Annotated in this window: 25 protein-coding genes; 7 read left to right on the top strand and 18 right to left on the bottom strand. The window is 56.9% G+C overall.

From position 1 onward, the window contains the following. Positions 1-9: 9 nt before the first annotated feature. Positions 10-1,173, top strand: a complete 1,164-nt coding sequence (fadA, locus tag BMW97_RS22355; RefSeq protein ID WP_045909215.1) for an acetyl-CoA C-acyltransferase FadA — start codon at positions 10-12, stop codon at positions 1,171-1,173. Between the two features lie 161 nt (positions 1,174-1,334). On the opposite strand, the gene fre is transcribed toward fadA, so the two are convergent. Then, on the bottom strand, positions 1,335-2,036 hold the full coding sequence (fre, locus tag BMW97_RS22350; RefSeq protein ID WP_008501516.1) for an NAD(P)H-flavin reductase: 702 nt from the start codon (positions 2,034-2,036) through the stop codon (positions 1,335-1,337). A gap of 42 nt (positions 2,037-2,078) precedes the next feature. Further along, entirely contained in the window at positions 2,079-3,572 is a 1,494-nt protein-coding gene (gene ubiD / locus BMW97_RS22345; RefSeq protein ID WP_045909216.1) for a 4-hydroxy-3-polyprenylbenzoate decarboxylase, read from the bottom strand. 170 nt (positions 3,573-3,742) lie between these two features. Between ubiD and rfaH the strand changes: the two genes are divergently transcribed. Then, positions 3,743-4,234, top strand: a complete 492-nt coding sequence (rfaH, locus tag BMW97_RS22340; RefSeq protein WP_028015881.1) for a transcription/translation regulatory transformer protein RfaH — start codon at positions 3,743-3,745, stop codon at positions 4,232-4,234. Here rfaH and tatD read toward each other — a convergent pair. The 9 genes from tatD to udp all read right to left on the bottom strand — a co-directional run bounded on the left by tatD (position 4,231) and on the right by udp (position 12,142). Beyond that, positions 4,231-5,013 (bottom strand): 3'-5' ssDNA/RNA exonuclease TatD, encoded by a 783-nt coding sequence (tatD, locus tag BMW97_RS22335; protein WP_045909217.1) that lies wholly within the window; start codon positions 5,011-5,013, stop codon positions 4,231-4,233. The genes rfaH and tatD overlap by 4 nt on opposite strands. A 41-nt stretch (positions 5,014-5,054) precedes the next feature. After that, entirely contained in the window at positions 5,055-5,825 is a 771-nt protein-coding gene (gene tatC, locus BMW97_RS22330) for a Sec-independent protein translocase subunit TatC (protein WP_045909218.1), read from the bottom strand. A gap of 2 nt (positions 5,826-5,827) precedes the next feature. Next, on the bottom strand, positions 5,828-6,370 hold the full coding sequence (gene tatB / locus BMW97_RS22325; protein WP_008501521.1) for a Sec-independent protein translocase protein TatB: 543 nt from the start codon (positions 6,368-6,370) through the stop codon (positions 5,828-5,830). A 3-nt stretch (positions 6,371-6,373) separates the two neighbouring features. After that, complete coding sequence (gene tatA, locus BMW97_RS22320; RefSeq protein WP_020882874.1) at positions 6,374-6,628, bottom strand: Sec-independent protein translocase subunit TatA; 255 nt, start codon at positions 6,626-6,628, stop codon at positions 6,374-6,376. A 76-nt stretch (positions 6,629-6,704) separates the two neighbouring features. Continuing rightward, entirely contained in the window at positions 6,705-8,345 is a 1,641-nt protein-coding gene (gene ubiB / locus BMW97_RS22315; RefSeq protein ID WP_045909219.1) for a ubiquinone biosynthesis regulatory protein kinase UbiB, read from the bottom strand. Beyond that, positions 8,342-8,947, bottom strand: coding sequence for a ubiquinone biosynthesis protein UbiJ (ubiJ, locus tag BMW97_RS22310; protein WP_045909220.1), 606 nt, complete (start codon positions 8,945-8,947; stop codon positions 8,342-8,344). Before ubiJ ends, ubiB begins: the two co-directional genes overlap by 4 nt. Positions 8,948-8,960: 13 nt before the next feature. Beyond that, positions 8,961-9,716 (bottom strand): bifunctional demethylmenaquinone methyltransferase/2-methoxy-6-polyprenyl-1,4-benzoquinol methylase UbiE, encoded by a 756-nt coding sequence (ubiE, locus tag BMW97_RS22305; protein ID WP_023309612.1) that lies wholly within the window; start codon positions 9,714-9,716, stop codon positions 8,961-8,963. A 66-nt stretch (positions 9,717-9,782) separates the two neighbouring features. Continuing rightward, positions 9,783-11,240 carry a DNA recombination protein RmuC gene (gene rmuC / locus BMW97_RS22300; RefSeq protein ID WP_024907997.1) on the bottom strand — a complete coding sequence of 486 codons (1,458 nt, stop codon included), beginning with the start codon at positions 11,238-11,240 and terminating at the stop codon, positions 9,783-9,785. Between the two features lie 140 nt (positions 11,241-11,380). Further along, positions 11,381-12,142: a uridine phosphorylase gene (udp, locus tag BMW97_RS22295; RefSeq protein WP_003860792.1), complete on the bottom strand. Its 762-nt coding sequence runs from the start codon at positions 12,140-12,142 to the stop codon at positions 11,381-11,383. A 255-nt stretch (positions 12,143-12,397) separates the two neighbouring features. On the opposite strand from udp, the gene BMW97_RS22290 reads away from it, so the two are divergent. Beyond that, positions 12,398-13,204: a dienelactone hydrolase family protein gene (locus BMW97_RS22290; RefSeq protein WP_045909221.1), complete on the top strand. Its 807-nt coding sequence runs from the start codon at positions 12,398-12,400 to the stop codon at positions 13,202-13,204. A gap of 38 nt (positions 13,205-13,242) precedes the next feature. Next, on the top strand, positions 13,243-14,706 hold the full coding sequence (locus BMW97_RS22285) for a glycoside hydrolase family 1 protein (RefSeq protein WP_045909222.1): 1,464 nt from the start codon (positions 13,243-13,245) through the stop codon (positions 14,704-14,706). A 48-nt stretch (positions 14,707-14,754) separates the two neighbouring features. On the opposite strand, the gene metE is transcribed toward BMW97_RS22285, so the two are convergent. Then, complete coding sequence (gene metE, locus BMW97_RS22280; protein WP_045909223.1) at positions 14,755-17,016, bottom strand: 5-methyltetrahydropteroyltriglutamate--homocysteine S-methyltransferase; 2,262 nt, start codon at positions 17,014-17,016, stop codon at positions 14,755-14,757. Between the two features lie 115 nt (positions 17,017-17,131). On the opposite strand from metE, the gene metR reads away from it, so the two are divergent. Beyond that, a complete protein-coding gene (gene metR / locus BMW97_RS22275; protein ID WP_024907993.1) occupies positions 17,132-18,085 on the top strand; it encodes an HTH-type transcriptional regulator MetR in 954 nt (317 codons plus the stop codon). Here the strand turns inward: metR and BMW97_RS22270 are convergent. From BMW97_RS22270 to pldB, 3 genes are all read right to left on the bottom strand, one after another. Continuing rightward, complete coding sequence (locus BMW97_RS22270; RefSeq protein WP_045909224.1) at positions 17,973-18,872, bottom strand: carboxylate/amino acid/amine transporter; 900 nt, start codon at positions 18,870-18,872, stop codon at positions 17,973-17,975. The genes metR and BMW97_RS22270 overlap by 113 nt on opposite strands. A gap of 82 nt (positions 18,873-18,954) precedes the next feature. Further along, positions 18,955-19,755 carry a sugar/pyridoxal phosphate phosphatase YigL gene (yigL, locus tag BMW97_RS22265; RefSeq protein WP_021242854.1) on the bottom strand — a complete coding sequence of 267 codons (801 nt, stop codon included), beginning with the start codon at positions 19,753-19,755 and terminating at the stop codon, positions 18,955-18,957. Positions 19,756-19,786: 31 nt separating this feature from the next. Then, the gene (pldB, locus tag BMW97_RS22260; RefSeq protein ID WP_045417641.1) at positions 19,787-20,779 is read right to left on the bottom strand and encodes a lysophospholipase L2; all 993 of its coding nucleotides are present in this window, start codon (positions 20,777-20,779) and stop codon (positions 19,787-19,789) included. 109 nt (positions 20,780-20,888) lie between these two features. On the opposite strand from pldB, the gene rhtB reads away from it, so the two are divergent. Then, entirely contained in the window at positions 20,889-21,509 is a 621-nt protein-coding gene (rhtB, locus tag BMW97_RS22255; RefSeq protein ID WP_008501533.1) for a homoserine/homoserine lactone efflux protein, read from the top strand. On the opposite strand, the gene rhtC is transcribed toward rhtB, so the two are convergent. From rhtC to pldA, 3 genes are all read right to left on the bottom strand, one after another. Then, positions 21,506-22,126, bottom strand: coding sequence for a threonine export protein RhtC (gene rhtC / locus BMW97_RS22250; RefSeq protein ID WP_010426287.1), 621 nt, complete (start codon positions 22,124-22,126; stop codon positions 21,506-21,508). The two genes, rhtB and rhtC, sit on opposite strands and share 4 nt — an antisense overlap. A 61-nt stretch (positions 22,127-22,187) precedes the next feature. After that, positions 22,188-24,017, bottom strand: coding sequence for an ATP-dependent DNA helicase RecQ (gene recQ, locus BMW97_RS22245; RefSeq protein ID WP_032644788.1), 1,830 nt, complete (start codon positions 24,015-24,017; stop codon positions 22,188-22,190). Between the two features lie 90 nt (positions 24,018-24,107). Then, a complete protein-coding gene (gene pldA, locus BMW97_RS22240; protein ID WP_023615553.1) occupies positions 24,108-24,977 on the bottom strand; it encodes a phospholipase A in 870 nt (289 codons plus the stop codon). A 163-nt stretch (positions 24,978-25,140) separates the two neighbouring features. Here pldA and yigI point away from each other — a divergent pair, with 163 nt between their 5' ends. Further along, complete coding sequence (gene yigI / locus BMW97_RS22235) at positions 25,141-25,608, top strand: acyl-CoA thioesterase YigI (protein ID WP_008501538.1); 468 nt, start codon at positions 25,141-25,143, stop codon at positions 25,606-25,608. The last annotated feature ends 51 nt before the right edge of the window (positions 25,609-25,659 follow it).

The following is a 25,659-nucleotide window of genomic DNA, read 5'->3' as shown; positions in this document are numbered from 1 at the left end:
GGAGTCACAATGGAAAAGGTTGTCATTGTTGATGCGATTCGCACCCCGATGGGCCGTTCAAAAGGCGGCGCGTTCCGTAACGTGCGTGCGGAAGACCTCTCCGCGCACCTGATGCGTAGCCTTCTGGCGCGTAACCCGGCGCTGGATCCGGCTTCGCTCGACGATATCTACTGGGGCTGCGTGCAGCAGACCCTGGAGCAGGGCTTCAACATCGCCCGCAACGCGTCGCTGCTGGCGGAGATCCCGCATTCGGTTCCGGCCGTCACCGTTAACCGCCTGTGCGGTTCATCAATGCAGGCGCTGCACGACGCGGCCCGCATGATCATGACCGGCGATGCTCAGGCTTGCCTGGTCGGTGGCGTCGAGCATATGGGTCACGTCCCGATGAGCCACGGGGTCGATTTCCACCCGGGGATGAGCCGCAACGTGGCGAAAGCTGCGGGTATGATGGGTCTGACCGCCGAGATGCTCTCCCGCCTGCACGGCATCAGCCGCGAAATGCAGGATGCCTTTGCCGCGCGTTCTCACGCTCGCGCATGGGCCGCCACGCAGTCTGGTGCCTTTAAGAACGAGATCATCCCTACCGGCGGCCACGATGCAGACGGCGTTCTGAAGCAGTTCAGCTACGACGAAGTCATCCGCCCGGAAACCACCGTCGAAGCGCTTTCCACGCTGCGTCCGGCGTTTGACCCCGTCACCGGTACGGTCACGGCAGGGACCTCGTCGGCGTTGTCCGACGGCGCCGCCGCGATGCTGGTAATGAGCGAAAGCCGCGCCCGCGAGCTGGGATTAACGCCTCGCGCTCGGGTACGCTCGATGGCGGTCGTGGGCTGCGATCCGTCGATCATGGGCTACGGCCCGGTTCCGGCTTCAAAGCTGGCGCTGAAAAAAGCGGGCTTAACCGCCAGCGACATCGATCTCTTTGAGATGAACGAAGCGTTTGCCGCGCAGATCCTGCCGTGCATTAAAGATCTGGGGCTGCTGGAGCAGATCGACGAGAAGATTAACCTCAACGGCGGCGCGATCGCCCTCGGTCACCCGCTGGGCTGCTCCGGGGCGCGTATCAGCACGACGCTGATCAACCTGATGGAACGCAAAGATGCCCAGTTTGGTCTGGCAACGATGTGTATCGGGCTGGGTCAGGGTATCGCGACGGTGTTTGAGAGAGTGTAAGGCTATAACGTAGGCCCGATAAGCATCGCGCCATCGGGCTTTTGCCGGGAGGCGCTGCGCTTTCCCGGCCTACGAGAGGTACCTCGCCGCCAGTCGTGTCACTGGCGAAGAGAAACAGTTTAGTTGCCGTTCTTCCCGCCTGTCAGGGGCGGGTTTTTTATTTAAATGAAGGCAAACGCATCGCCAAACAGGCGGTCTTCACGCGCATCACGTTCGTTACAGAACAGATCGCGGGCGATTTTCGCCATCTCGAAACGCCCTGCAATGTAGATATCATGCCCCGCCAGCGTACCGTGATCCTGCAGCACTGCCGTCAGCACCGTCCCGCTACGCCCGCGCCAGCCCTCTTCCGGCTGCTCAACCACCGGTTCAATGCGCAGGTTAGGATGGGTGACGCTCAGCGCTTCCAGTTCAGACAGGTCATACAGGTGTTTCTCTTCACGGCCACCCCAGTAGATCGTGATATCACGGTCAGGGTTACGCGCCAGGGCGGTCAACAGAATGGAGCGCACGTAGGAGAAGCCTGTACCACCGGCAATCAGGATCAGCGGACGGTCCTCGTCATCGCGCAGCCACGCATCACCGTGCGGAATATCCACTACGATCTCGCGCTCTTTCAGAATGCGGTCCATAACGGCCATCGCATACAGGTTAAGCTCTGACGCACCGATATGAAGCTCAATAAATTCCTGCTCCGCTGGCGTGGAGGCCATGGAGAAAGGACGCTTATCACGCTCATCCATCACGACCATCAGATACTGACCCGCGCGGAAAGAGAATGGCGCTTCTGGCACTAAACGGACGCGATATACGGTGTCGGTGATGGCATCTACCGAGGTCACTTTACAGCTTAAGGTTGTCATTCGCTCTCTCTGTCGGGAAGTCTATAGGGCTTAACGGTCAGCTCAGGGTTTACCGTTATTCATTATGGCCAGCTCGTCCCAGATCGCGTCAATGCGCGCGGTCACAGCAGGATCTTTTTTGATCGGGCGACCCCATTCACGGTCGGTTTCGCCAGGCCATTTATTTGTGGCATCCAGTCCCATCTTTGAGCCAAGACCGGAAACCGGCGAGGCAAAATCCAGATAATCAATCGGCGTGTTTTCGACTAACACCGTATCGCGCGCCGGGTCCATTCGCGTGGTAATGGCCCAGATTACGTCATTCCAGTCGCGGGCGTTAACGTCATCATCGCAGACAATAACAAATTTGGTATACATAAACTGGCGCAGGAAAGACCACACGCCCATCATCACGCGTTTAGCATGGCCTGGATACTGCTTCTTCATCGTGACCACCGCCATGCGATACGAGCATCCTTCAGGCGGCAGATAAAAATCAACAATTTCCGGGAACTGCTTTTGCAGGATCGGCACAAACACTTCGTTCAGCGCCACGCCCAGTACCGCCGGTTCATCCGGTGGACGCCCGGTATACGTGGAGTGATAAATCGCATCTTCACGCTGCGTAATGTGCGTCACGGTAAACACCGGGAAGTTATCCACTTCGTTGTAATAGCCGGTGTGGTCGCCGTAAGGGCCTTCCGGCGCCATTTCACCCGGTTCAATGTAACCTTCCAGCACAATTTCTGCACTGGCCGGGACTTCAAGATCGTTAGAGATACACTTCACGACTTCGGTTTTCGTTCCGCGCAGCAGGCCAGCAAAGGCATACTCCGAGAGCGTATCCGGTACGGGCGTGACGGCCCCGAGAATGGTGGCCGGATCGGCGCCCAGCGCAACGGAGACCGGGAAACGTTCACCCGGGTGCGCAGCACACCACTCCTGGAAATCCAGCGCGCCGCCGCGATGCGACAGCCAGCGCATAATGAGCTTATTCTTGCCAATCAACTGCTGGCGGTAAATACCGAGATTCTGGCGTTCTTTGTGCGGGCCGCGCGTGACGGTCAGTCCCCAGGTGATCAGCGGCGCGGCATCTTCCGGCCAGCACTGCATGATAGGGATTTTAGTCAAATCAACTGCATCGCCTTCCAGCACCTTCTGCTGGCACGGCGCGCCGCGCAGGCGTTTAGTGGGCATGTTCAGCACCTGCTTAAACTGCGGCAGCTTGTCGAAGAGATCGCGGAAGCCTTTCGGCGGCTCCGGCTCTTTCAGGAAGGCCAGCAGCTTACCGACTTCGCGCAGGGCCGTGACGTCTTCCTGCCCCATCCCCAGTGCGACGCGACGCGGTGTACCAAACAGGTTGCACAGCACCGGCATGGCGTACCCTTTCGGATTTTCAAACAGTAACGCGGGGCCACCGGCACGCAGGGTGCGGTCAGCAATTTCTGTCATCTCCAGATAAGGATCAACAGGAAGTGTAATACGTTTGAGTTCACCCTGCTTTTCCAGCAGCGTCAGGAAGTCGCGGAGATCGTGGTATTTCATGCAGTTAATCATGGCCTCTCTGTAAGCGCTTCATTATACGGCGTAAGCCTGCTTGATGCTGTAATTTTGTTAAATTAGCGTGAAGTTATGCGTTCTGTCCCATTTTCGCCCATTATAATCAACTTAGCGATCCCGCCAGGGTTTTGATATGCTTGCGCCCCGAACTAAGGGAAAGAGTGATTATGCAGGCCTGGTATTTACTGTATTGCAAACGCGGGCAACTTCAGCGCGCGCAGGAACATCTTGAACGTCAGTCTGTCAATTGCCTGACGCCCGTGATCACGCTTGAAAAAATGCAGCGCGGGAAGCGCACAACCGTGAGCGAGCCGTTGTTCCCGAACTACCTGTTCGTGGAGTTCGACCCTGAGGTGATCCACACCACCACCATCAGCGCCACGCGCGGCGTCAGCCATTTTGTTCGCTTTGGCGCTCACCCTGCGACGGTTCCCTCATCGGTGATCCACCAGCTGTCGATTTATCAGCAGCCCGAAGGCCTTACCGACCCGGAAACGCCCTACACGGGCGATAGCGTCGTGATTACTGAAGGGGCTTTCGAAGGCCTGCAGGCGATTTTTGCCGAGCCGGACGGGGAAGCGCGCTCCATGCTGTTGCTTAATCTGCTGAACAAGCAGGTGCTGCAGAGCGTTAAAAACACCGACTTCCGTAAACTTTAAACGTTTATCCCGAACAGCTTACGCACGTTGTCATCCGTCTGCGCGGAAAGCCAGTGCGGATCTTCTCCGCGCCACGTCGCGACGCGCTCAACAATGTGCCCCAGATAAGCGGGCTCATTGCGTCGCGATGCCGGTTTGGGTTTCATATCGCGCGGCAGCAGATAAGGCGCATCCGTTTCAAGGAGCAACCGGTCAGCCGGGATCGCTGGCAACAGTTCCCGAAGCTCAAGCCCGCGGCGCTCATCGCAAACCCAGCCGGTAATCCCCAGATAAAGCCCGCGCTCCAGGCACTCCAGCGCCTCCTGCCGTGAGCCGGTAAAACAGTGCAGCACTGCGCCCGGCAGTTTCTCAAGCCACGGATCCAGCAGAGTCAGGAAACGCTCATGCGCGTCGCGGCAGTGCATAAATACGGGCATTTCAAGCTCTGCCGCCAGCGCAAGCTGGGCAGTGAACGCCTTTTCCTGCTCTTCAGGCGTGGAAAAGTTACGGTTGAAATCGAGGCCGCATTCGCCAATCGCCACCACTTCCGGTGTCTTCGCCAGGCTGCGCAGGATTTCACCGCTTTCCGGGTTCCACTGGCTGCTGTCATGTGGGTGTACGCCCGCGGTAGTCCAACAGCGTTCGTAGCGTTGCGCCAGCTGCTGCGCCTGCTCGCTCTCATGCAGGTTGGTGCCCGTCAGCAGCAGTCCTTTCACCCCGGCGGCAAACGCGCGCGCAACCACCTCATCGCGATCTTTCGCAAACTGCGAGCTGGTCAGGTTAAGTCCGATATCAAACATGCGAATCCCCATATAACAACCGCCCTGACGGGCGGCTGGTTTTACTCTTCAGTGGTCTTGTCGGACGTCGCGTCTTCGTCATCCGACCGACGCCCTTTACCCACGTAGAACCGTGAGAAGAAGACGCCGACCTCAAACAGGCAGTACATCGGTATGGCCAGCAGCGTCTGGGAGAACACATCCGGCGGTGTCAGCAGCATGCCAACCACAAATGCGCCGACCAGGATATACGGACGCTTCTTACGCAGGTCATCCGGCGTGGTGACCCCTACCCAGCAGAGCAGCACAATGGCCACCGGTACTTCAAAGGCCACGCCGAACGCCATAAACAGCGCCATCACAAAGCTGAGGTAGCTGGCGATATCTGTCGACACCTGGACGCCTTCCGGCGCGGTATGCGTCAGGAAGCCGAAGGCCAGCGGGAAGACAACGAAATAGGCAAACGCCATGCCGATATAGAACAGCAGCGAACTGGACACCAGTAGCGGGATGACCAGCTTACGTTCGTGCTTATACAGTGCTGGCGCTACAAAGGCCCACACCTGGTACAGAATCACGGGCGCAGAGGCAATCAACGACACCCAAAAGGTCAGCTTGATGGGGGTAAAGAACGGAGAAGCAACGTCTGTTGCAATCATCGTTGCGCCCAGCGGCATCTGCTTGATCAGCGGCGCAGAAACCACCTGGTAGATATCGTTGGCGAAATAGACCAGGCATAGAAAAATAACGAGAACCGCAATAATGCAGTTTAACAGGCGCTTACGCAGCTCTATGAGGTGCGTAATCAGCGGTTGAGTATCATCTACAGCCATGTTTACGCTTTATCACTCGACGAGGGGGATGATTCGGAAACGGGCGCGGCGGGTTTTGCCTCGGCAGCATTAACCACGGGCTTTTCCGGCTGCACCTGCTTTTTCACTTCGGTTTCCTGCGGCGTCTGTTCAGGCGCAGCAGCCTGATGTTCAGCGCTGGCAGGCGTTACGCCCTCACGCTGCTCTTCGCTGCCCTTCACCACCGGGTTATGGATGGTGTTCGCTTCATCGCTCGCTTTTTCAGGATCGTTAATGCTGTAGGAGCGCTTCATGGATTCCGCCGCTTCGCGCAGCTCATCCATTGACGCTTTCAATTCCGGCGTCAGGTTATCCATGCTCGCCTTCTCAACCTTTTTCAGGCTTTCCTGAAATTCCTGCAGCTTAAGCTCCTGAGCCAGTTCATTCTGAACGGTCGATGCCAGCGATCTCAGCGCACGAACCCAGCCCGCAACGGTTTTCACCGCCACCGGCAGACGCTGAGGCCCCAGCACGATCAGGCCAATCACAAAGACCAGCAGGAGCTCACTAAAACCAATGTCGAACACGACTTACACCTGCTCTTTATCGTGGCGTTTAGCGTCTTCCTTTTTGGCTTCTTCTTGCTTGTCGGAGATGGATTTAGCAGTAAAGTCAGCGTCCTGGCTGGTTTTATCCTGCTTGCTCTCATCATCGCTCATCGCTTTCTTGAAGCCTTTGATAGACGCGCCCAGATCGGAACCAATAGAACCGAGCTTTTTGGTGCCAAACAACAGCACGACGATGACGGCAATGATCAACAATTGCCAGATACTGATACCACCCATACACGTTCCTCAGGGATAGATGATTAATGAGTCAGGTCGCATTATACGTATGCGACCCGTCGATAGCGACGCAAACTCAGCGCGTTTTTCGCCATCCGGCAAGCCAGACAACCACCCCGGCGGCCATCAGCCAGGCGGGCATCATCTGCCACTCCGGGCGGTTGATTAGCAGCAGCGTACCGCTCAGCAGCAGCGTTGCGCCAATCCCAAAGAGATAGCGTGACTGGCCCTGACGAACACGGCTGGACTGAAGTTCGCGAGCGATTTTATCCATGCTGTGCTGAAGGTTCTTGCTCTGACGCAAACTGTCATAAACCAGTTCAGGAATTTCAGGCATTTTTTCTATCCAGAACGGGCCTTTCTCTTTCAGCGAGCGCACCAGCGCCGGAATACCCACCTGATCCTTAATCCAGGATTCAAGGAAAGGTTTCGCGGTCTTCCACAAGTCTAACTGAGGATAGAGCTGTCGGCCTACACCCTCAACGTAAAGTAATGTTTTCTGAAGTAAAACTAGCTGTGGCTGAACTTCCATATTAAATCGGCGTGCCGTGTTGAACAGGTTCAACAGCACATGTCCGAAGGAGATTTCCGCCAGCGGTTTTTCAAAAATCGGTTCGCAAACGGTCCGGATCGCAAACTCGAACTCTTCGACGTTGGTGTCCGGCGGTACCCAGCCGGAATCGACGTGCAGCTCGGCCACCTTACGGTAGTCGCGGTTGAAGAACGCGATGAAATTCTCGGCCAGATAGCGTTTATCTTCTTTATTCAGCGACCCCACAATCCCGCAGTCGATACCGATATACTTCGGATCCTCAGGATGCTCGTAGCTTACGAAGATATTGCCCGGGTGCATGTCCGCATGGAAAAAGCTGTCGCGGAACACCTGGGTGAAGAAGACCTGCACGCCACGCTCGGCCAACAGCTTCATGTTCGTTCCCTGCTTCTCCAGGGCCACCACATCCGAAACCGGAATACCGTAGATACGCTCCATCACCATCATGTTCTGGCTGCAGTAGTCAGAATAGACTTCAGGGACATAGAGCATCGGGCTGTTTTCAAAGTTGCGACGCAGCTGAATGGCGTTTGCCGATTCACGCAGCAGGTTAAGCTCATCAATCAGCGTTTTTTCATATTCCCGCACCACTTCCATTGGACGCAAACGACGTCCGTCCGGAAGCAGACGCGGCACCCAGCGCGCCAGACGATAAATCAGCTTCATGTCTGCTTTGATGATGGGCAGGATGTCCGGACGAATGACCTTAATAACCACTTCCTTGCCATTTTCTTTCAGGCGCGCGGTGTGTACCTGAGCGATAGAGGCCGATGCCAGTGGCTGAATATCGAAATCGTCAAACCAGGTCTCAATGGGAATGTTGCCCATCGCCTCTTCAATTTGCTTTTTCGCGCGCGCACCGTCAAACGGTGCGACGCGGTCCTGCAGCATCGCGAGCTCATCAGCAATCAGCGGCGGGAAGAGATCGCGGCGGGTCGAGAGCATCTGCCCGAACTTAATCCATACCGGACCGAGCTCCTGCAATGCGAGGCGCAGGCGCTCACCCAGCGGCTGACCTTTATGGCGATTAGGCATCCAGAAGAGCATCCGCCGCCAGATGCGAAGCGGCAGCGTGATACGCATTTTGGGGATAAGCTCGTCGAGCCCGTAGCTCAAAAAGGTGCGAATAATGAAATAGAGGCGCCGAATTTCACCAGGCGTCATTTGCCCTCCAGTTTTTCCAGCCGTTTGGTTAAGGCATCAACCGCACGTTCAACAGCCGCGGTCTCTTCCGCAAACCATGCCACTTCCAGTGGACCGGGCGCCATTCGCCACTCCTCCGTCAGCACTTCCGCCGCATAGCGTTGCTGACGTAGCAGGCTTTTACGCGCAATGGACGCGCCACCATGAAGAACCTTCCCGATGCCTTCGGCGGCAATGTCGCCGATAAAGGGCGCGAGCAGTTCTGCCGGGTCGAACTCCGCCAGATCTGTGAGCGCAACGAAGTTCTGCACGACCTGAATGTCGCCTTCCACTTCCAGCTCACCGCTGCGGATAAGCGCCGTTAATTGCTGGCGATCGCGCAGTTTTGGCAGCACGCTCATGTGCGTGATGACCGAGCAGTTGGCGTCACCTTCCCACGCCCCCAGAACGTCAAGCTGGCGTTCGCTGAAGACCAGCACAAGCGGCGTCGAGAACTCTTTTAAAACAATACGTAATACCTTCCCGTTTAGCCGCTGACGCGCTGCTTTAAGCGCCGGAGCACGATAGAGAAAAGCATTCAGTACGTTTTCGATACCTGCGGTGACTAAGGGTTTAAAGGGCACGGGACACCTCCACTCAGAACTTGTAACCGCGATGCAGCGCGACGACACCCGCCGTCAGGTTGAAATATTCAACGTTCTCAAATTCTGCATCCTGCATCATGGCTTTTAATGTGTCCTGATCCGGGTGCATACGGATAGATTCCGCCAGATAGCGGTAGCTTTCCGCGTCGTTGGCCACCAGCTCACCGATGCGTGGCAGAACGTGGAAGGAATAGGCGTCGTAAGCTTTGCTCAGCGGCTCAATAATCGGTTTGGAGAATTCGAGCACCAGCAGGCGTCCACCCGGCTTCAGCACGCGATACATGGAGCGCAGCGCTTTTTCTTTGTCGGTCACGTTACGCAGACCGAAGGAGATCGTGATGCAGTCAAAGGTATTGTCCGGGAACGGCAGCGCTTCAGCATTTGCTTGCACATATTCCACATTCCCCACCACGCCGATGTTACGCAGCTTTTCGCGGCCCATTTTCAGCATGGAGTCATTAATATCGGCGAGGACAACGCGCCCGGTTTCGCCCACCAGACGAGAGAATTTCGCGGTTAAATCGCCCGTACCCCCGGCTAAATCCAGCACCGTTTGTCCGCGACGTACGCCGCTACAGTCAATGGTGAAGCGCTTCCACAAGCGATGAATGCCGAACGACATCAGGTCATTCATCACATCGTACTTCGCCGCCACGGAATGAAATACGTGGGCCACCATGTCAGCTTTCTGCGCTTTGGCGACAGTCTGAAAGCCAAAGTGCGTTGTGTCTTGTGAATCGTCAGCCATCTTAGAGCCTGCTTATCAGTAAAATGTTCGTGAAGTGTAACAGATTGGGCGCGTTTGCCCTACGTTTCAACCACCGCGAAAGAAACGCGCCGGAGTCTCGTCTGGTGATAAATCCACCGCTAACGTGTTGTCTTCACTGTTTGTCTTTTGTTCGTCCGCCCCTTCACGCAGGCGAAACTCGTCGTCCTGGGCGGTGGCCTGTTCCACCAATTCCGGATTAATCTCGCGTTTAACCTCTACCCCCAGGCTGCGGAATGATTCGGCCTGCGCCAGCAGATTGCCACGTCCCGAGGCGAGTTTTTTCATCGCCTGACGGTAGTTATCCTGCGCACGGTCCAGGCTCTGCCCGACGGAGGACATGTCGTCCACGAAGAGGCGCATTTTGTCGTACAGCTTGCTGGCGCGGTCAGCAATCTGCTGCGCGTTGCGGCTCTGGTGCTCATAGCGCCACAGGTTCGCAATGGTGCGTAAGGCCACCAGCAGCGTGGTGGGGCTGACCAGCATAATGTTATTTTTGAGCGCTTCGGTGATGAGTTCAGGCTGCCTGTCGAGTGCCAGCAGAAACGCGGGCTCTACCGGAATAAACATCAGGACATAGTCTAGCGATCGCAGGCCAGGCAGCTGCTGATAGTCTTTTCTGCCGAGCAGGCGAATATGATTGCGCACGGAGGCAATGTGCTCCTGCAGCGCCGATTCGCGGGTGTAGTCGTCCTCCGCATTGAAGTAACGCTCATACGCCACCAGGGTCATCTTGGCGTCAATCACCACATCTTTGCCCTGGGGCAGCCGCACGATCACATCCGGCTGCATTCGCGAGCGGGCATCATTTTCAATACTCACCTGCGTTTCGTATTCGTATCCTTCCCGAAGGCCTGAAGCTTCCAGGACGCGGGTCAGCACCACTTCTCCCCAGTTGCCCTGGGTTTTGTTATCCCCTTTCAGCGCGCGGGTGAGGTTGACCGCCTCCTGCGCCATCTGGGCATTCAGCTGCTGGAGATTGCGAATTTCATGCGCCAGGGTATGCCGCTCGCGGGCTTCCTGACCAAAGCTGTCCTGTACCTGACGGCGGAAGCCGTCCAGCTGTTCACGCAGGGGCGTCAGCAGGCTGTTCAGGCTCTGGCGGTTCTGCTCGTCAACGCGTCGGTTGCTGTGCTCAAAAATGCGGTTTGCGAGGTTTTCAAACTGTTCGCTGAGGCGCTGCTCGCTGTTGATCATCTGGCGGATTTTATCTTCCGCATGCAATTGAGTGGATTCCAGGCGGGTGGTCACTTCACGGAGATCGGCCTCCAGCGAGGTGTTGATATCACGGAGATTGCGCAGCTCGTTGTTGAGCAGTTCACACTCGTCGCGCCAGTGTTCACTCAGGGCAAGCTGTTGCCTGGCCGCGCTTAAATCGGCGACGATCTCTTCGCGTTCAGCCAGCTGATCGGCCTTCTGCTGCGCATGCTGATAGCTGGACATCAGCCAGCCTATCGCCACGCCCGCCAGCGCAATCACCGCATAAATCAGGATTGAGATATCCACAATGCCCCCTGCATCAACGCATTACCCGTACAAACTAAGATTGTGCTGTATAAACGTCCAGTTTGAAAGGGTTTTCCTGCGAGGCGCTACGCAAAAAATAAAGGCCGAACGTGTCGGCCTTTAATTTCGAAGGGAGAGGACTAGATCAGGCGACGCGCCGCTTCCACCACGATTTTCACCGCATGACTTTCGGTCTGCTTCATGGTTTCGGCGTTCGGGATCTCCTGCTGGGTACGGTTGACGATAACGCCCGCCACCATACCGGCACGCAGACCCTGGCTTGCACACATGGTCAGCAGCGTGGCGGATTCCATTTCGTAGTTCATCACGCCCATCGACTGCCACTCTTCCATGGAGCCTTTGAAGCGGCTTACCACGCGGCCAGAGAAGGTGTCATAACGCTCCTGGCCCGGGTAGAAGGTATCGGACGAAGCGGTTACGCCCACGTGGGTGGTGGCACCCACGGATTTCGCGGCTTCAACCAGCGCGGTGGTGCACTCGAAATCTGCCACCGCCGGGAACTCCATCGGTGCAAAGTGGAGGCTTGCGCCATCCAGACGCACGGACGCGGTCGTCACCAGCACGTCGCCGACGTTGATATGCGGCTGAATAGCGCCAGTGGTACCGATACGCAGGAAAGTACGAATGCCCAGTTGTGCCAGCTCTTCAACAGCAATCGAAGTTGACGGGCCACCGATACCGGTAGAACACACGATCACGGCTTTACCATCCAGCTCTGCGCGCCAGGTGGTGAATTCACGATGGGCTGCCAGCTTAACCGGCTTATCCATCAGCGCGGCGATCTTTTCCACACGCTCCGGATCGCCAGGGACGATAGCGAGCGTAGCCCCTTGTAAATCGTTTTTAGTGAGGCCGAGATGAAAAACATCAGACTTAGACATAGGTGACTCCTCTGTGGGTCGGTTAGTCAGAAGAAGTAAAACGGTACTTTACAGAAGCAGTAAGCATAATTTCGTGACGCATCTCACCATGAATGAAAATGATTGCATCGAATTTCCATCAAAAAGTGATTTACATCACATTAACAAGTTATATCGTCAGGTGCTGCACAAAAGATAGACCGTTTAAGGCACTGTGAGTTGTTAACCTGGTGTCTATATTTACCTTTGCGCTAACTGATTGGTACGGAGAATGCCATGACTGAAAAAACCGGTTTTGCACCTGCTGCGGCCCCGCATGCCTCAACCATCGTCTCAACGTCTGAAGATGCCATCGCCGCGGGTGAGACCTCTATTCCCACGCAGGGAGAGAACATGCCTGCTTACCATGCACGACCAAAATCGGCAGACGGCCCGCTGCCCATCGTGATCGTGGTTCAGGAAATTTTCGGTGTTCACGAACACATTCGCGACCTCTGCCGCCGGCTGGCGCTGGAAGGCTATCTGGCCGTTGCGCCAGAGCTCTACTTCCGTCAGGGCGATCCGAACGACTACAGCGATATTCCCACCTTGCTCAGCAACCTGGTCAGCAAAGTCCCGGACGCGCAGGTGCTGGCCGACCTCGACCACGTCGCCAGCTGGGCGGCGCGCAACGGGGGCGATCCCCATCGTTTGCTGGTCACCGGTTTCTGCTGGGGCGGACGCATTAGCTGGCTGTATGCCGCGCATAACCCGCAGCTCAAAGCCGCTGTCGCCTGGTACGGCAAACTGGTGGGTGAAAAAACGCTGAATTCACCAAAACATCCGGTTGATATCGCCACCGAGTTAAATGCCCCCGTGTTAGGGCTTTACGGCGGTCAGGACACCGGTATTTCGCTGGATTCGGTAGAAACCATGCGCCATGCGCTCCGCGCGGCAAATGCGAAGGCGGAGATCGTGGTATACCCGGATGCCGGGCATGCGTTTAACGCCGACTATCGTCCGAGCTATCACGCTGAATCGGCTAAAGATGGATGGCAGCGGATGCTTACGTGGTTCCGTCAGTACGGTGGTAAAAAAGGGTAAGCCTTTCCCATCATCATGACGTATAAGGAGTGCGTGTTATGGACAATTCCCTCGCGTTTCCACACGGTTTTTTATGGGGCGGCGCGATTGCCGCCAACCAGGCCGAAGGCGCATGGAACGTGGACGGCAAAGGGCCGTCCGTTGCCGACGCTGTCGCCTGGAAACCCAACCTCTCCGTGAAAGATTACAGCGGCCACATGGCCCTGACGGACGAGAATATCCGCGACGCGTTTGAAGGTAAAAATGATGCGCTGTACCCGAAACGCCGCGGCATCGATTTTTATCACCACTATAAAGACGACATCGCGCTGTTTGCTGAGATGGGTTTTAAGGTGCTGCGCGTATCTATTGCCTGGTCACGTATTTTCCCGACCGGAGAGGACGCCGAGCCAAACGAGGCCGGGCTGCAGTTTTATGAAGAACTGTTTCGCGAGCTGCGTCGTCATAACATCGAGCCGCTGGTCACCCTTTCCCACTACGAAATGCCGCTGGCGCTGAGCGAAAAATATAACGGCTGGGTGCACCGCAATGTGGTCGATGCTTTCGTTCGCTTCAGCAATGTTTGTTTCGACCGCTACAAAGAGCTGGTGCGTTACTGGCTAACCTTCAATGAAATAGACAGTATTCACCGCCATCCCTTTACGACCGCGGGCATTCGCGAAGAGAAAAGCGCGCCGGGCAACGCGAAACAGGATATCTATCAGGGTCTGCACCATCAGTTTGTCGCGTCTGCACTGGTCACGCGCGACTGCCACGCCAAAATTCCGGGCAGCCAGGTCGGGTGCATGCTGACCAAACTGACGACCTATCCGCACAGCTGCCGTCCGGAAGACGTTGAAGCCACGCTGAAGAAAAACCTGGAAAACTATTTTTATGCCGACGTGCAGGTATTTGGCGACTATCCGCCGCTGATCCTGCGCGATCTGGAACGACGAAATATCCATATTGAAATGCACCCTGACGATCGGCGTATTTTAAAGGCGCATACCGTCGATTTCGTCTCCTTCAGCTATTACATGTCGATGACCGAATCCACGCAGCCTGACGCCGAACGCATTCCCGGGAATACCGTTCTCGGTGTGAAAAACCCGTATCTGCCTGCGTCCGAATGGGGATGGCAGATTGATCCGCTTGGGTTGAAAATCTCGCTGCTGGAGCTGTATGACCGTTACCGGAAGCCGCTGTTTATCGTTGAAAACGGTCTGGGCGCGAAGGATGTGGTCGAAAACGGCAAGATCCACGATAGCTATCGAATCGACTATTTCCGCGCGCACTTCGCACAAACGCGGGCCGCGATTAATGAAGGCGTGGAGGTGATGGGGTTCACCACGTGGGGCTGTATCGACATCATTAGTGCGGGCACCTCGCAGATGTCCAAACGCTACGGTTTTATCTATGTCGATCAGGACGATGAAGGCAACGGTACGTTGAAACGGCTGAAAAAAGACTCCTTCTGGTGGTACCAAAAGGTGATTGCCAGCAACGGCGCAGATCTGCGCTAAGCATGCGCATTCCAGGCCGGGCAGACGCCCGGCCATCGCGCGTCACAATTATGCCTGACGCAAATTCTGTGCTGCCTTCACCATGTTCGCCAGCGCGGCGCGGGTTTCCGGCCAGCCGCGGGTTTTCAGGCCGCAGTCCGGGTTCACCCACAGGCGCTCAGCCGGAATGCGCTGGGCCGCTTTTTTCAGCAGGGCTTCAATCCACTCCACGCTCGGCACATTCGGGGAGTGAATGTCATATACGCCCGGTCCGATTTCGTTCGGGTACTCGAACTCTTCGAACGACTCCAGCAGCTCCATGTCTGAGCGCGACGTCTCAATGGTGATCACGTCAGCGTCCAGCGCGGCAATCGAATCCATGATGTCGTTAAATTCGCAGTAACACATGTGGGTGTGGATCTGCGTGTCGTCCTTCGCCACCGCGGCGTTGATGCGGAACGCCTCCACGCCCCACTTCAGGTAGGCATCCCAGTCGCTGCGACGCAGCGGCAGACCTTCGCGCAGGGCCGGTTCGTCAATCTGGATGATGCCTATGCCTGCAGCTTCCAGATCTGCCACTTCATCACGCAGCGCCAGCGCGATTTGCTTCGCGATGGTTTCACGGGTGACGTCTTCGCGCGGGAAGGACCAGCAAAGGATGGTCACCGGACCGGTGAGCATGCCTTTCACCGGCTTGTCGGTCAGAGACTGCGCGTATTTCGCCCACTCCACGGTGATCGCTTCCGGACGGCTGACGTCGCCGATGACCACCGGCGGCTTCACGCAGCGGGAGCCGTAGCTCTGCACCCAGCCATTCTGGGTAAACACAAAGCCGTCGAGATGCTCACCGAAGTACTCCACCATGTCGTTACGCTCGGCCTCACCGTGCACCAGCACGTCCAGCCCCAGCCGCTCCTGCTCGATAATCGCCTGCTTGATGTGTTCGGCGATACCGGTGCGGTAGTGATTCGCATCCAGGTTGCCCTTTTTGAAGTCCAGACGCAGGCCACGGATTTCGGTGGTTTGTGGGAAGGAACCGATGGTGGTGGTCGGCCACGCAGGCAGGTTGAAGCGGGCACGCTGCGCTTCGGCGCGCACCTCATATGGGCTCTGACGCTGGCTGTCCTGGGCGGTGATGGCCGCCAGACGTTTTTCCACCGCCGGGTTATGCACGCGCGCCGAGTGACGACGAGCCTGGATCGGCGCACTCCATGCGCTGATCGCCGCCGTGTCGCCGCTGTTCAGCGCATCGCGCAGCAGCGTCAGCTCTTCACATTTTTGCAGGGCGAAGGCAAACCAGCTTTTGACCTCAGCATCAAGACGGGTTTCCACGCTCAAATCGATCGGGCTGTGCAGCAGGGAGCAGGACGAGGCCACCCACAGCTCACGTTTGCCGACGATGTCCTTAATCTGCGCGTATTTCTCGGTCAGATCGGCGCGCCAGACGTTACGACCGTTAACCAGACCCGCGGAGAGCAGCCAGTCGGCGGGCAGTCGCTTGTGCAGTTCCGCTACATCGTCTTTGCCGTGAACCAGGTCAACATGCAGGCCCTGAACCGGCAACGCGGTAATGGTGTTCAGGTTCGGCGTGACGCCCTCAAAATAGGTGGTCAGCAGCAGCTTCACCTGCCCCGCCAGCGCGTCATACGCCGGTTTGAAGGCATCGAGCCAAACCTTGGGCAGTTCGAGCACCAGCGCCGGCTCGTCGATTTGCACCCACTGAATGCCGCGCTTGCCCAGCTCAATCAGCACCTGTTTATAGACCGGCAGAATATCCTTCAGCAGGCTGAGCCGGTCAAACGGCTCGCCTTTTACTTTGCCCAGCCACAGGTACGTTACCGGCCCAAGCAGCACGGGTTTCACCTGGTGGCCCAGCGCCAGCGCTTCGTCCACTTCATCCAGAAGCTGCGTCCAGGTCAGCCTGAACTGCTGACCTTTTACGAACTCCGGCACCATATAGTGATAGTTAGTGTTAAACCATTTAGTCATTTCCGCCGCTGCCGCTGGCTCACCCGTTGGCGCACGGCCACGGCCGATGCGGAACAGAGTATCGATATCTACCGATCCATCTTTGTTCTGATGACGAGCCGGCACGTTGCCAAGCAGCAGGCTGGTCGTCAGAACATGGTCGTACCAGGCGAAATCGCCCACCGGCAGCAGGTCAATTCCCGCCTGTTTTTGCTGATCCCAGTGACGGGCGCGCAGCTCGCGTCCCACCGCCAGCAGTTCTTCACGGGTGGCGTTACCCGCCCAGTAGCTTTCTTGCGCTTTTTTCAGCTCGCGACGCAGGCCAACGCGAGGGAAACCGAGTGTGTGATTGCGGATTGTCATGGTGTGCCCCTTATGAAATTCGTTATTTAGACGTCCAGATGTTTACACATCTATAATTGGCAGGTACTGTATATTCCTCAAGCGCAAAATGTTCATGCCGAAGTGAAGGACTTTCATGATCGAGATAAAACACCTGAAAACGCTACAAGCGTTGCGGAACTGCGGCTCGCTCGCGGCGGCGGCGGCCACGCTGCACCAGACCCAGTCCGCCCTTTCTCACCAGTTCAGCGATCTGGAACAACGCCTCGGCTTCCGTCTTTTTGTGCGCAAGAGCCAGCCGCTGCGCTTTACGCCCCAGGGCGAGATCCTGTTGCAGCTGGCGAATCAGGTCCTGCCGCAGATCGCCAGCGCGCTCCAGGCGTGCAACGAACCGCAGCAGACCACGCTGCGTATCGCCATTGAGTGCCATAGCTGTATTCAGTGGCTGACCCCCGCGCTTGAGAACTTCCGCCAGAAGTGGCCGCAGGTGGAGATGGACTTTAAATCCGGCGTGACGTTCGACCCGCAGCCCTCACTGCAGCAGGGCGAGCTGGATCTGGTGATGACGTCCGATATTCTGCCGCGCAGTGGCCTGCACTATTCGCCGATGTTTGATTATGAAGTACGCCTGGTACTGGCGCCGGATCATCCGCTGGCGGCCAAAACGCGCATCACGCCGGAAGACCTGGCGACGGAAACGCTGCTGATTTACCCGGTTCAGCGCAGTCGTCTGGATATCTGGCGACACTTCCTGCAGCCCGCGGGCATCAGTCCGCAGCTGAAAAGCGTGGATAACACCCTGCTGTTGATTCAGATGGTGGCGGCCAGAATGGGTATCGCGGCGCTGCCGCACTGGGTGGTAGAGAGCTTTGAGCGCCAGGGTCTGGTGGTGACCAAAACCCTGGGTGAAGGACTGTGGAGCCGGCTGTACGCCGCCGTGCGCGATGGCGAGCAGCGTCAGCCGATTACGGAGGCGTTTATTCGCTCAGCGCGGAACCACGCGTGCGACCATCTTCCGTTTGTGCGGAGCGCGGAGCGACCCAGCGGCGATGGACCCACAGCGAAGCCAGGATCACCGCTCCCCCAATAAGGAAGCTCGGCCAGTGCGGCTGTTGCTGCCAGATGGCAAGGTTGACCAACAACCCAGCCGGGACATGCACGTTGTTCATGATCCCCAGCGTACCGGCGTCGACCTGCGTCGCGCCGTAATTCCACATGAAGTACCCCAACCCGGAAGCCACGACGCCCAGCCAGATCAGCACGCCCCACTGCACGGGGGTAGTCGGCAGCTTTTGCGGGTTACCGAGCATAAACCACGCCGCCACCGCGACCATCGCGGCCCCCATGTAGAACCACGCGAACGCGTTATGCTGCGGCATCGGACGGGTTTCCATCAGGCGTTTGTAGCCCACCATGCCAATGGCGAAACTGATATTGGCGAGCTGGACGAACATCAGCCCGGTCCAGAAGTGATCGCTCACTTTGTCGTAGCGAATAATCGCCGCGCCGATCACCGCCAGCGCCGCGCTCAGCAGGTATCCCCAGCGCAGACGGCGTTTACTCAGCAGATCGTAAATCAGCGTGATGTAGAGCGGCGTCAGCACGGTAAAGAGCAGGAATTCCGAGACGGACAGATAGACGTAAGCCCGGAAGCTGAACAGGTACATGATGCCGAGCTGCATCGCCCCCACCAGCATGTACAGCACAATCGTTTTCAGCGACTGTCCGCGCGTGCGCAGAAACGGCAGGAACACCAGCGCCGCCAGCCCTACGCGCATCAGCACCGAGAAGTAGCTGTCGACTGAACCGGCAAGGTATTCGCCAATCAGGCTAAAGGAGAAGGCCCACAGGATAGTGGTGATAATGAGTAGCGCCACAATGCTTGTCTCTCAGAAAGAAGGACAGGCATTGTAGCGAACTCTTTAGTTGACATCTGAGCAATAAACAATCAAATGAAGATTATTCAAGGAACAGCTTGCGCAGGTATTTCGGTACCGCGTTGTCAGCATTAGAACCAATCACCTCCAGCTCCGGGTGCAGATCTTTCAGACGCTGATGCGCGTTCTGCATGATGCAGCCCTTGCCCGCCATCGACAGCATTTCGGCATCGTTCATGCCGTCACCAAAGGCGATACAGTCTTTCAGCTCGAAGCCCAGACGTTTCGCGACCGCTTCCAGGGCGTGGCCTTTGGAGACACCTCCCGCCATCACTTCCAGACAGGTGAGCGTTGAGAAGCTGACGTTAACACGATCGCCCCAGCGGGCATTGATCGCCTGTTCCAGCGGGAGCAGTTCTTCGTGGCTGTCGCAGGTGAAGAACACCTTACTGATCCCCTCTGGCTCAAGAAGGCCCGGCTCGTACAGGGAGTAGTTAAATACCGCTTCTTTGAAGAAACGCATTTCATCCGGACGGTGGCGGTTCATGAACCAGTCGTCGTCACGGTAAACGTTCGTGACGATAGCCGGATTATTGTGCACCACGCCAAACAGATCGGCGGCAATATCGCGATCCAGGTTGTGGGTGAAGATCAGGTTGCCGTCGGTATCATGCACGCGCGCACCGTTGGAGGTGATCATGTACGATTTGATCTCAAGATTATCGCGGATCTGCCCCACGTCGACGTGGTGGCGGCCGGTGGCAAACACAAAGTTCACGCCCCGTGCCGTCAGCAGCTTTAGGGTCTCTTTCGCGTAAGGCGACAGGGTGTGGTCAGGGGAAAGCAGCGTGCCATCTAAATCAGATGCAACAACCTGGTACATAGGGATTTCAACCTCTGGTGGAAAACGATAATCAATTATGCCTGTTGAAAAATTCAACAATGGCGTTGAGCGCGACTGAGCGCATAGCGTCCTTTTCGAAAAGGATCTCATGGTACGCGCCGTTGATGACCAGCGGTTTTCCCCCTTCGCAGGGATGACCGGCGGCGGCGCGCAGTTCACAATAGCGGTCATGCATGCGGTTATCCACCACACGCTCTTCTTCCGCCTGGATCAGAAGCGTTGGCGTGTCATCATCGCCCACGCCTGCCAGCACTTGCTCACCGGCCAGAATACCTTCCCGCACCCAGTGCCAGGTCGGGCCACCGACGCGTAAGCGTGGTTCATCGGCATAAAAGCGCAGGTTACGGCGATAACGCTGCCGACTGTGGGTTAAGACGTTGATGGCGAACGGCAGCGCGCGCCAGCGTCCGGTTCCGATGGCATAGCCTTCACGAATGCGCTGATGGCCCTCAGCCCAGTCGAGAAGATGGCGCACCATCCAGTCCGGGAATCGTATGACGATACCGTACATCGGCGCGGTCAGCGCAATGGCATCGCACTGGTGTTCATAACGCTGCAAAAACAGCGTCGATATCGCGCCCCCCATGGAGTGCGCAAGGATGTATCGCTTACGCCAGGGACCGGGCTGAACTTCCTGCTGCCAGAACGCGGCAAAATCGTCGACGTAATCGCTGAAGCGATCGACGTGCCCACGGTGCGTATCCGGAAGCATGCGCCCGGACAGCCCCTGTCCTCGATGGTCGATGATGAGCACATCGAACCCCATATGGACCAGGTCGTAGGCCAGTTCGGCGTATTTAACGTAGCTTTCAATACGCCCCGGGCAGACCACGATGACCCGATCATTTTTTTCATTACGGAAACGAACGAAGCGCACCGGGATGCCCCCGACGCCCGTAAACGCATCTTCCTCACGCTGGCGCCAGAAATCGGTCAGCGGCCCCATGGAGAAAGCAGCAAATGCGTTTTCTCGTGTTTCCCAGTCCTTTTTCTGCTGAAACATCGGGTTTCTACTCACCTAAGCCAAGGAATATCGTTTTTTCGTAACCGGTCACAAAATGACTCAACAATAGCGTATTGTGGCATAAAAACAGACGTTTCGGGAGTTTCAAATGACCTTCGAGTGGTGGTTCGCTTACCTGCTGACATCCATCATCCTTAGCCTTTCACCGGGCTCGGGCGCCATTAACACCATGACCACCTCCATCAACCACGGCTATCGCGGTGCGGCGGCATCCATTGCCGGTTTGCAGACCGGGCTGGGCATTCATATCGTGCTGGTCGGGATTGGTCTGGGGACCCTGTTCTCCCGCTCCGTGCTGGCCTTTGAAGTGCTGAAATGGGCCGGGGCGGCGTATCTGATTTGGCTCGGCATCCAGCAGTGGCGCGCGGCAGGCTCCATCAACCTCAACACGCTCGCGCAGACGCAAAACCGCGGTCATCTGTTTAAGCGCGCGGTGTTCGTCAACCTGACCAACCCGAAAAGCATTGTGTTCCTCGCCGCGCTGTTCCCGCAGTTTATCGTGCCGCATCAGCCCCAGGTGATGCAGTACGTGGTGCTGGGCGCGACCACCATTATTGTCGATATCATTGTGATGATTGGTTACGCGACGCTGGCGCAGCGGATTGCGGCGTGGATTAAAGGGCCTAAGCAGATGAAGGCCCTGAATAAAGTCTTTGGTTCGCTGTTTATGCTGGTTGGCGCGCTGCTTGCGTCAGCGCGTCATGCTTAGCGAGAAATAATAAGATGAATGCCGAAGCCGGCGAACAGCGCGCCGGCGAAGCCGTCAATCCACTTCGCGATACGCTGGTAGCCACGGCGCATCGCCGGTAAGGCAAACAGGCTGGCCACGATGGTAAACCAGGCAAAGGTTTCCACAACGATCAGCAGGAAGATGCCCCAGCGTGCGCCCGCACCGACGCTATCACCCACAAACAGCGAGAACACGGAGCCGAAATAGATAATCGCTTTCGGGTTCGCCAGGTTGGTCAGCAACCCTTTTACAAAGCTGCGGCCGCCCGTTGCCAGCTCTACCTTTGGCTCTTCCGGTTTTTTCTCTTCTTTCTTCAGCGCCCCACGCAGCATCTGGTAGCCCATCCAGCACAGGTACAGCCCGCCGCCAACCATAATGATGTTATGCAGCCAGGCCATCTTCGCCAGGATCAGGTTCAGACCAAGCAGCGCAACGGCCGCCCAGACCATAACGCCCATGGTGATACCGAGCACGCCCATCATCGCCTCTTTGCGGGAGCGGCTGACGGCCGTTTGTGACACGAAGAAAAAGTCAGGTCCCGGGCTCATCAGCGCAACAATGTGCACTAACGCCACGGTGAGAAATAGCATCAACATAATTAACTCGCGGGGAAATAATTCAGTGAGTCATCATCCTGGCACTTTTTCGCCCGGCTGACTACTCCTCATCATCACCGTCGGCGTGAGAACGGATGAGCGCCATAAACTCTTTACCGAAGCGCTCCAGCTTGCGCGTGCCGACGCCGTTGACGCTGAGCATTTCGCTGGCGCTGAGCGGCATCTGCTCGGCCATCTCAATCAGGGTCGCGTCGTTGAACACCACGTAAGGCGGGATATTCTCTTCATCGGCGATGGCTTTACGCAGCTTGCGCAGTTTGGCGAACAGCTTGCGGTCGTAGTTGCCGCCGTACGATTTTTGCATCACCCGCGGCTTGAGGGCGACCACGCGCGGCACGGCGAGCTTCAGTTCAACGTCACCGCGCAAGACCGGACGCGCCGCTTCAGTCAGCTGTAGCGCGGAGTGCTGAGCAATGTTCTGTGTGGCAAAGCCGAGGTGGATCAGCTGACGAATAATGCTGACCCAGTGCTCGTGGCTCTGGTCCTTGCCAATACCGTAGACAGGCAGCTTGTCGTGGCCCATGTCGCGGATACGCTGGTTGTTGGCACCGCGAAGCACCTCCACCACGTAGCCCATCCCGAAGCGCTGGTTCACGCGGTAAATGGTCGAGAGTGCCTTACGTGCGTCCATCAGACCATCGTACTGTTTCGGCGGATCCAGGCAGATATCGCAGTTACCGCACGGCTCCTGTCGCCCTTCGCCAAAGTAGTTGAGCAGCACCAGACGACGGCAGGTTTGCGCTTCGGCAAACGCGCCCATCGCGTTGAGCTTGTGGCGTTCGATATCCTGCAACTGCCCCTGCGGTTTTTCCTCCAGACAGCGGCGCAGCCACGCCATATCGGCCGGATCGTAAAACAGCATCGCTTCCGCAGGCAGGCCGTCACGCCCGGCGCGGCCAGTTTCCTGATAGTAGGATTCGATATTGCGAGGAATGTCGAAGTGCACCACAAAGCGCACGTTCGGCTTGTTGATGCCCATCCCGAACGCCACCGTCGCAACCACGATCTGCAGATCATCGCGCTGGAATTTCTCCTGCACGTCAGCGCGGATGTGGTTCTCTAACCCGGCATGATACGCGGCGGCGCTAAAGCCGCGGTTTTGCAGCCGCGCGGCGGTGTCTTCCACCTTCGCCCGACTGTTGCAGTAGATGATGCCGGACTTGCCGCGCTGCTCCTGGACGTAGCGCAGGAGCTGATCCAGCGGCTTGAATTTTTCCATCAGCATGTAGCGGATGTTGGGGCGGTCGAAGCTGCTGACCTGAATATAGGGGTCGTTCAGCCCCAGCAGACGAACGATGTCCAGACGGGTGGTATCATCTGCCGTGGCGGTAAGCGCCATAAACGGCAGCTCGGGGAAGCGCTGACGCAGCTGGCCGAGGGCGGCGTATTCCGGGCGGAAATCGTGTCCCCACTGGGAAATACAGTGCGCTTCATCCACCGCCAACAGGACCGGATTCCAGTGCGCGAGATGGTCGAGGAAGTTATCCAGCATCAGGCGTTCCGGCGCGATATACAGCAGGCGGATCTGCCCGGTGCGGCACCCGGCCATCACCTCTTGCTGCTGCTCCCGGGTTTGGGTCGAGTTAAGGCAGGCCGCCGCGACGCCGTTGGCGAGCAGCTGGTCAACCTGGTCTTTCATTAGCGAAATAAGCGGGGATACCACGACCGTCAGGCCGTTAAGCACCAGCGCGGGCACCTGATAACAGAGGGATTTACCGCCGCCGGTCGGCATCACCACCAGGCAGTCACGGCCTTCCAGCACCGTTTCAATGATGGTTTCCTGGCCAGGGCGGAACTGCTGGTAGCCAAAGGTTTCATGCAAAACCTGTTTAGCCAGCGACTCCTGATTCAATACTTCCGCCTGCGCCACATTAACCCCATATGCCTGAAATGAAACAGGCGCTATTTTCAGCGCCTGAGAGAGAAACTTCAACGTTTAACGCAAAAACATTCGAGCAACCTAGAGAATATCGTTCAGCATCACGCCCACGCCGACGCGGGTCTGGTTGAAGTTGTAATCGATAAGCGACTCGCCGTAGCCGCTGTAGACTTGCGTATAAAGGCGAACATGCTTGCTTACCGGATAGCTTAAGCCCACTTCCGCACCGCCGTAGCCGGTGTTCCAGTTGTACTGGCCTTTCGCACTCAGCACGGCATCACCTAGCTGGTAGCCGACTTTAAGCTGATAGTAGCCCATATATTTGGTGATGTCCGGGTTGTCATCCGTGCTGCCGACCACATACCACGGCTTCACTTCCACCATCCAGTTACCGTTCTGCGCCATCAGGCGCGTATAGGCGCGGTTCCAGCTACGGGATGTCGGATCGGAACGGCCGTTAGAATCATGGTTAAAGCCCACTTCGACGTCGCGCAGCGTCCAGCCGGCAAATTCATAGTCCGTAGCGAAGCCGAGGAACAGCTGCGGCTCATAGTTAGTTTCGCGGAACGGCGAGGATTCCCCGCTGTTAGAGAGCTGCCACCAGGACTTCTGCGTATAAGAGGCACCAAACACCGAGTTCGGCCCCAGAATGCCGCGCCAGAACGGGAAGGCGAGGCTGAGCTGGAACTTCACCTCATCTTTACGCGCATTATCAGACCAGTTATAGGAGCTTATCGCCTCTTTGTTGAGATCGCTGGTCTGGGTATAAATCACGTAGTTGGTGTCATACGGATAGAGCGTGAACGGATTGTCATGCTCCTGAAGAAGGTTCGCGATAATGCTACCGTGAACGGCAGGCTTATCGTGCACCTCTTTGATTGTCGCTTCCTGCGCATAGGCTGTGAGGGGCAGCGAAACCGCCGCCAGTAACCAGGCCAGATACGTCCGCATCGGTGGTGTTCTCCTGCAAAAGAGTAAAATTGATTGAATAGTTATGTGGCGAACATTCTACAGACTTCTGCGACAACTGCTGCATCCTCGTTTCTGAAAGTGGCATTCCTCGTTGCTGAGGCATAAAATCAACATTTCGTTAACAATAAGGATGTGATGCCTCATGTCAGCCATGCTTACCGCCGAAGAAGTGTTAAAACTCGTGGGCGAGATTTTTGTTTACCATATGCCGTTTAACCGCGCGCTGGGACTGGAGCTGGAGCGTTACGAGAAGGACTTTGCCCAACTGAGCTTCAACAACCAGCCGATGATGGTAGGGAACTGGGCGCAAAGTATTTTGCACGGCGGGGTGATTGCCTCCGCGCTGGACGTGGCGGCAGGTCTGGTCTGCGTGGGCAGTACGCTGACGCGCCATGACACCATTAACGAAGACGAGCTTCGCCAGCGTCTGGCGCGCATGGGCACCATTGATTTACGCGTCGACTATCTTCGTCCGGGGCGCGGAAATCGCTTTACCTGTACCAGCAGCCTGCTGCGCGCGGGGAATAAAGTTGCCGTGGCGCGCGTTGAGTTACACAACGAAGAACAGGTTTATATCGCCAGCGCAACCGCCACTTATATGGTGGGTTGAGGCGGCAAAATCGGGTAAAATTGATTCACTTTTTTGTAACGGATTTTCCCG

Origin of the sequence: Enterobacter sp. NFIX58, from assembly GCF_900110475.1 — a bacterium.
GTDB classification, from domain to species: Bacteria; Pseudomonadota; Gammaproteobacteria; order Enterobacterales; family Enterobacteriaceae; genus Enterobacter; species Enterobacter quasiroggenkampii.
This window is presented reverse-complemented; position numbering and strand designations above follow the sequence as displayed.

What these genes read in the sequence shown, in the direction of transcription:
- fadA (WP_045909215.1), top strand. Translation starts at nt 10, where the DNA reads ATGGAAAAGGTTGTCATTGTTGATGCGATTCGCACCCCGATGGGCCGT.
- fre (WP_008501516.1), bottom strand. Translation starts at nt 2,036, where the DNA reads ATGACAACCTTAAGCTGTAAAGTGACCTCGGTAGATGCCATCACCGAC.
- ubiD (WP_045909216.1), bottom strand. Translation starts at nt 3,572, where the DNA reads ATGATTAACTGCATGAAATACCACGATCTCCGCGACTTCCTGACGCTG.
- rfaH (WP_028015881.1), top strand. Translation starts at nt 3,743, where the DNA reads ATGCAGGCCTGGTATTTACTGTATTGCAAACGCGGGCAACTTCAGCGC.
- tatD (WP_045909217.1), bottom strand. Translation starts at nt 5,013, where the DNA reads ATGTTTGATATCGGACTTAACCTGACCAGCTCGCAGTTTGCGAAAGAT.
- tatC (WP_045909218.1), bottom strand. Translation starts at nt 5,825, where the DNA reads ATGGCTGTAGATGATACTCAACCGCTGATTACGCACCTCATAGAGCTG.
- tatA (WP_020882874.1), bottom strand. Translation starts at nt 6,628, where the DNA reads ATGGGTGGTATCAGTATCTGGCAATTGTTGATCATTGCCGTCATCGTC.
- ubiB (WP_045909219.1), bottom strand. Translation starts at nt 8,345, where the DNA reads ATGACGCCTGGTGAAATTCGGCGCCTCTATTTCATTATTCGCACCTTT.
- ubiE (WP_023309612.1), bottom strand. Translation starts at nt 9,716, where the DNA reads ATGGCTGACGATTCACAAGACACAACGCACTTTGGCTTTCAGACTGTC.
- udp (WP_003860792.1), bottom strand. Translation starts at nt 12,142, where the DNA reads ATGTCTAAGTCTGATGTTTTTCATCTCGGCCTCACTAAAAACGATTTA.
- BMW97_RS22290 (WP_045909221.1), top strand. Translation starts at nt 12,398, where the DNA reads ATGACTGAAAAAACCGGTTTTGCACCTGCTGCGGCCCCGCATGCCTCA.
- BMW97_RS22285 (WP_045909222.1), top strand. Translation starts at nt 13,243, where the DNA reads ATGGACAATTCCCTCGCGTTTCCACACGGTTTTTTATGGGGCGGCGCG.
- metE (WP_045909223.1), bottom strand. Translation starts at nt 17,016, where the DNA reads ATGACAATCCGCAATCACACACTCGGTTTCCCTCGCGTTGGCCTGCGT.
- metR (WP_024907993.1), top strand. Translation starts at nt 17,132, where the DNA reads ATGATCGAGATAAAACACCTGAAAACGCTACAAGCGTTGCGGAACTGC.
- yigL (WP_021242854.1), bottom strand. Translation starts at nt 19,755, where the DNA reads ATGTACCAGGTTGTTGCATCTGATTTAGATGGCACGCTGCTTTCCCCT.
- pldB (WP_045417641.1), bottom strand. Translation starts at nt 20,779, where the DNA reads ATGTTTCAGCAGAAAAAGGACTGGGAAACACGAGAAAACGCATTTGCT.
- rhtB (WP_008501533.1), top strand. Translation starts at nt 20,889, where the DNA reads ATGACCTTCGAGTGGTGGTTCGCTTACCTGCTGACATCCATCATCCTT.
- rhtC (WP_010426287.1), bottom strand. Translation starts at nt 22,126, where the DNA reads ATGTTGATGCTATTTCTCACCGTGGCGTTAGTGCACATTGTTGCGCTG.
- pldA (WP_023615553.1), bottom strand. Translation starts at nt 24,977, where the DNA reads ATGCGGACGTATCTGGCCTGGTTACTGGCGGCGGTTTCGCTGCCCCTC.
- yigI (WP_008501538.1), top strand. Translation starts at nt 25,141, where the DNA reads ATGTCAGCCATGCTTACCGCCGAAGAAGTGTTAAAACTCGTGGGCGAG.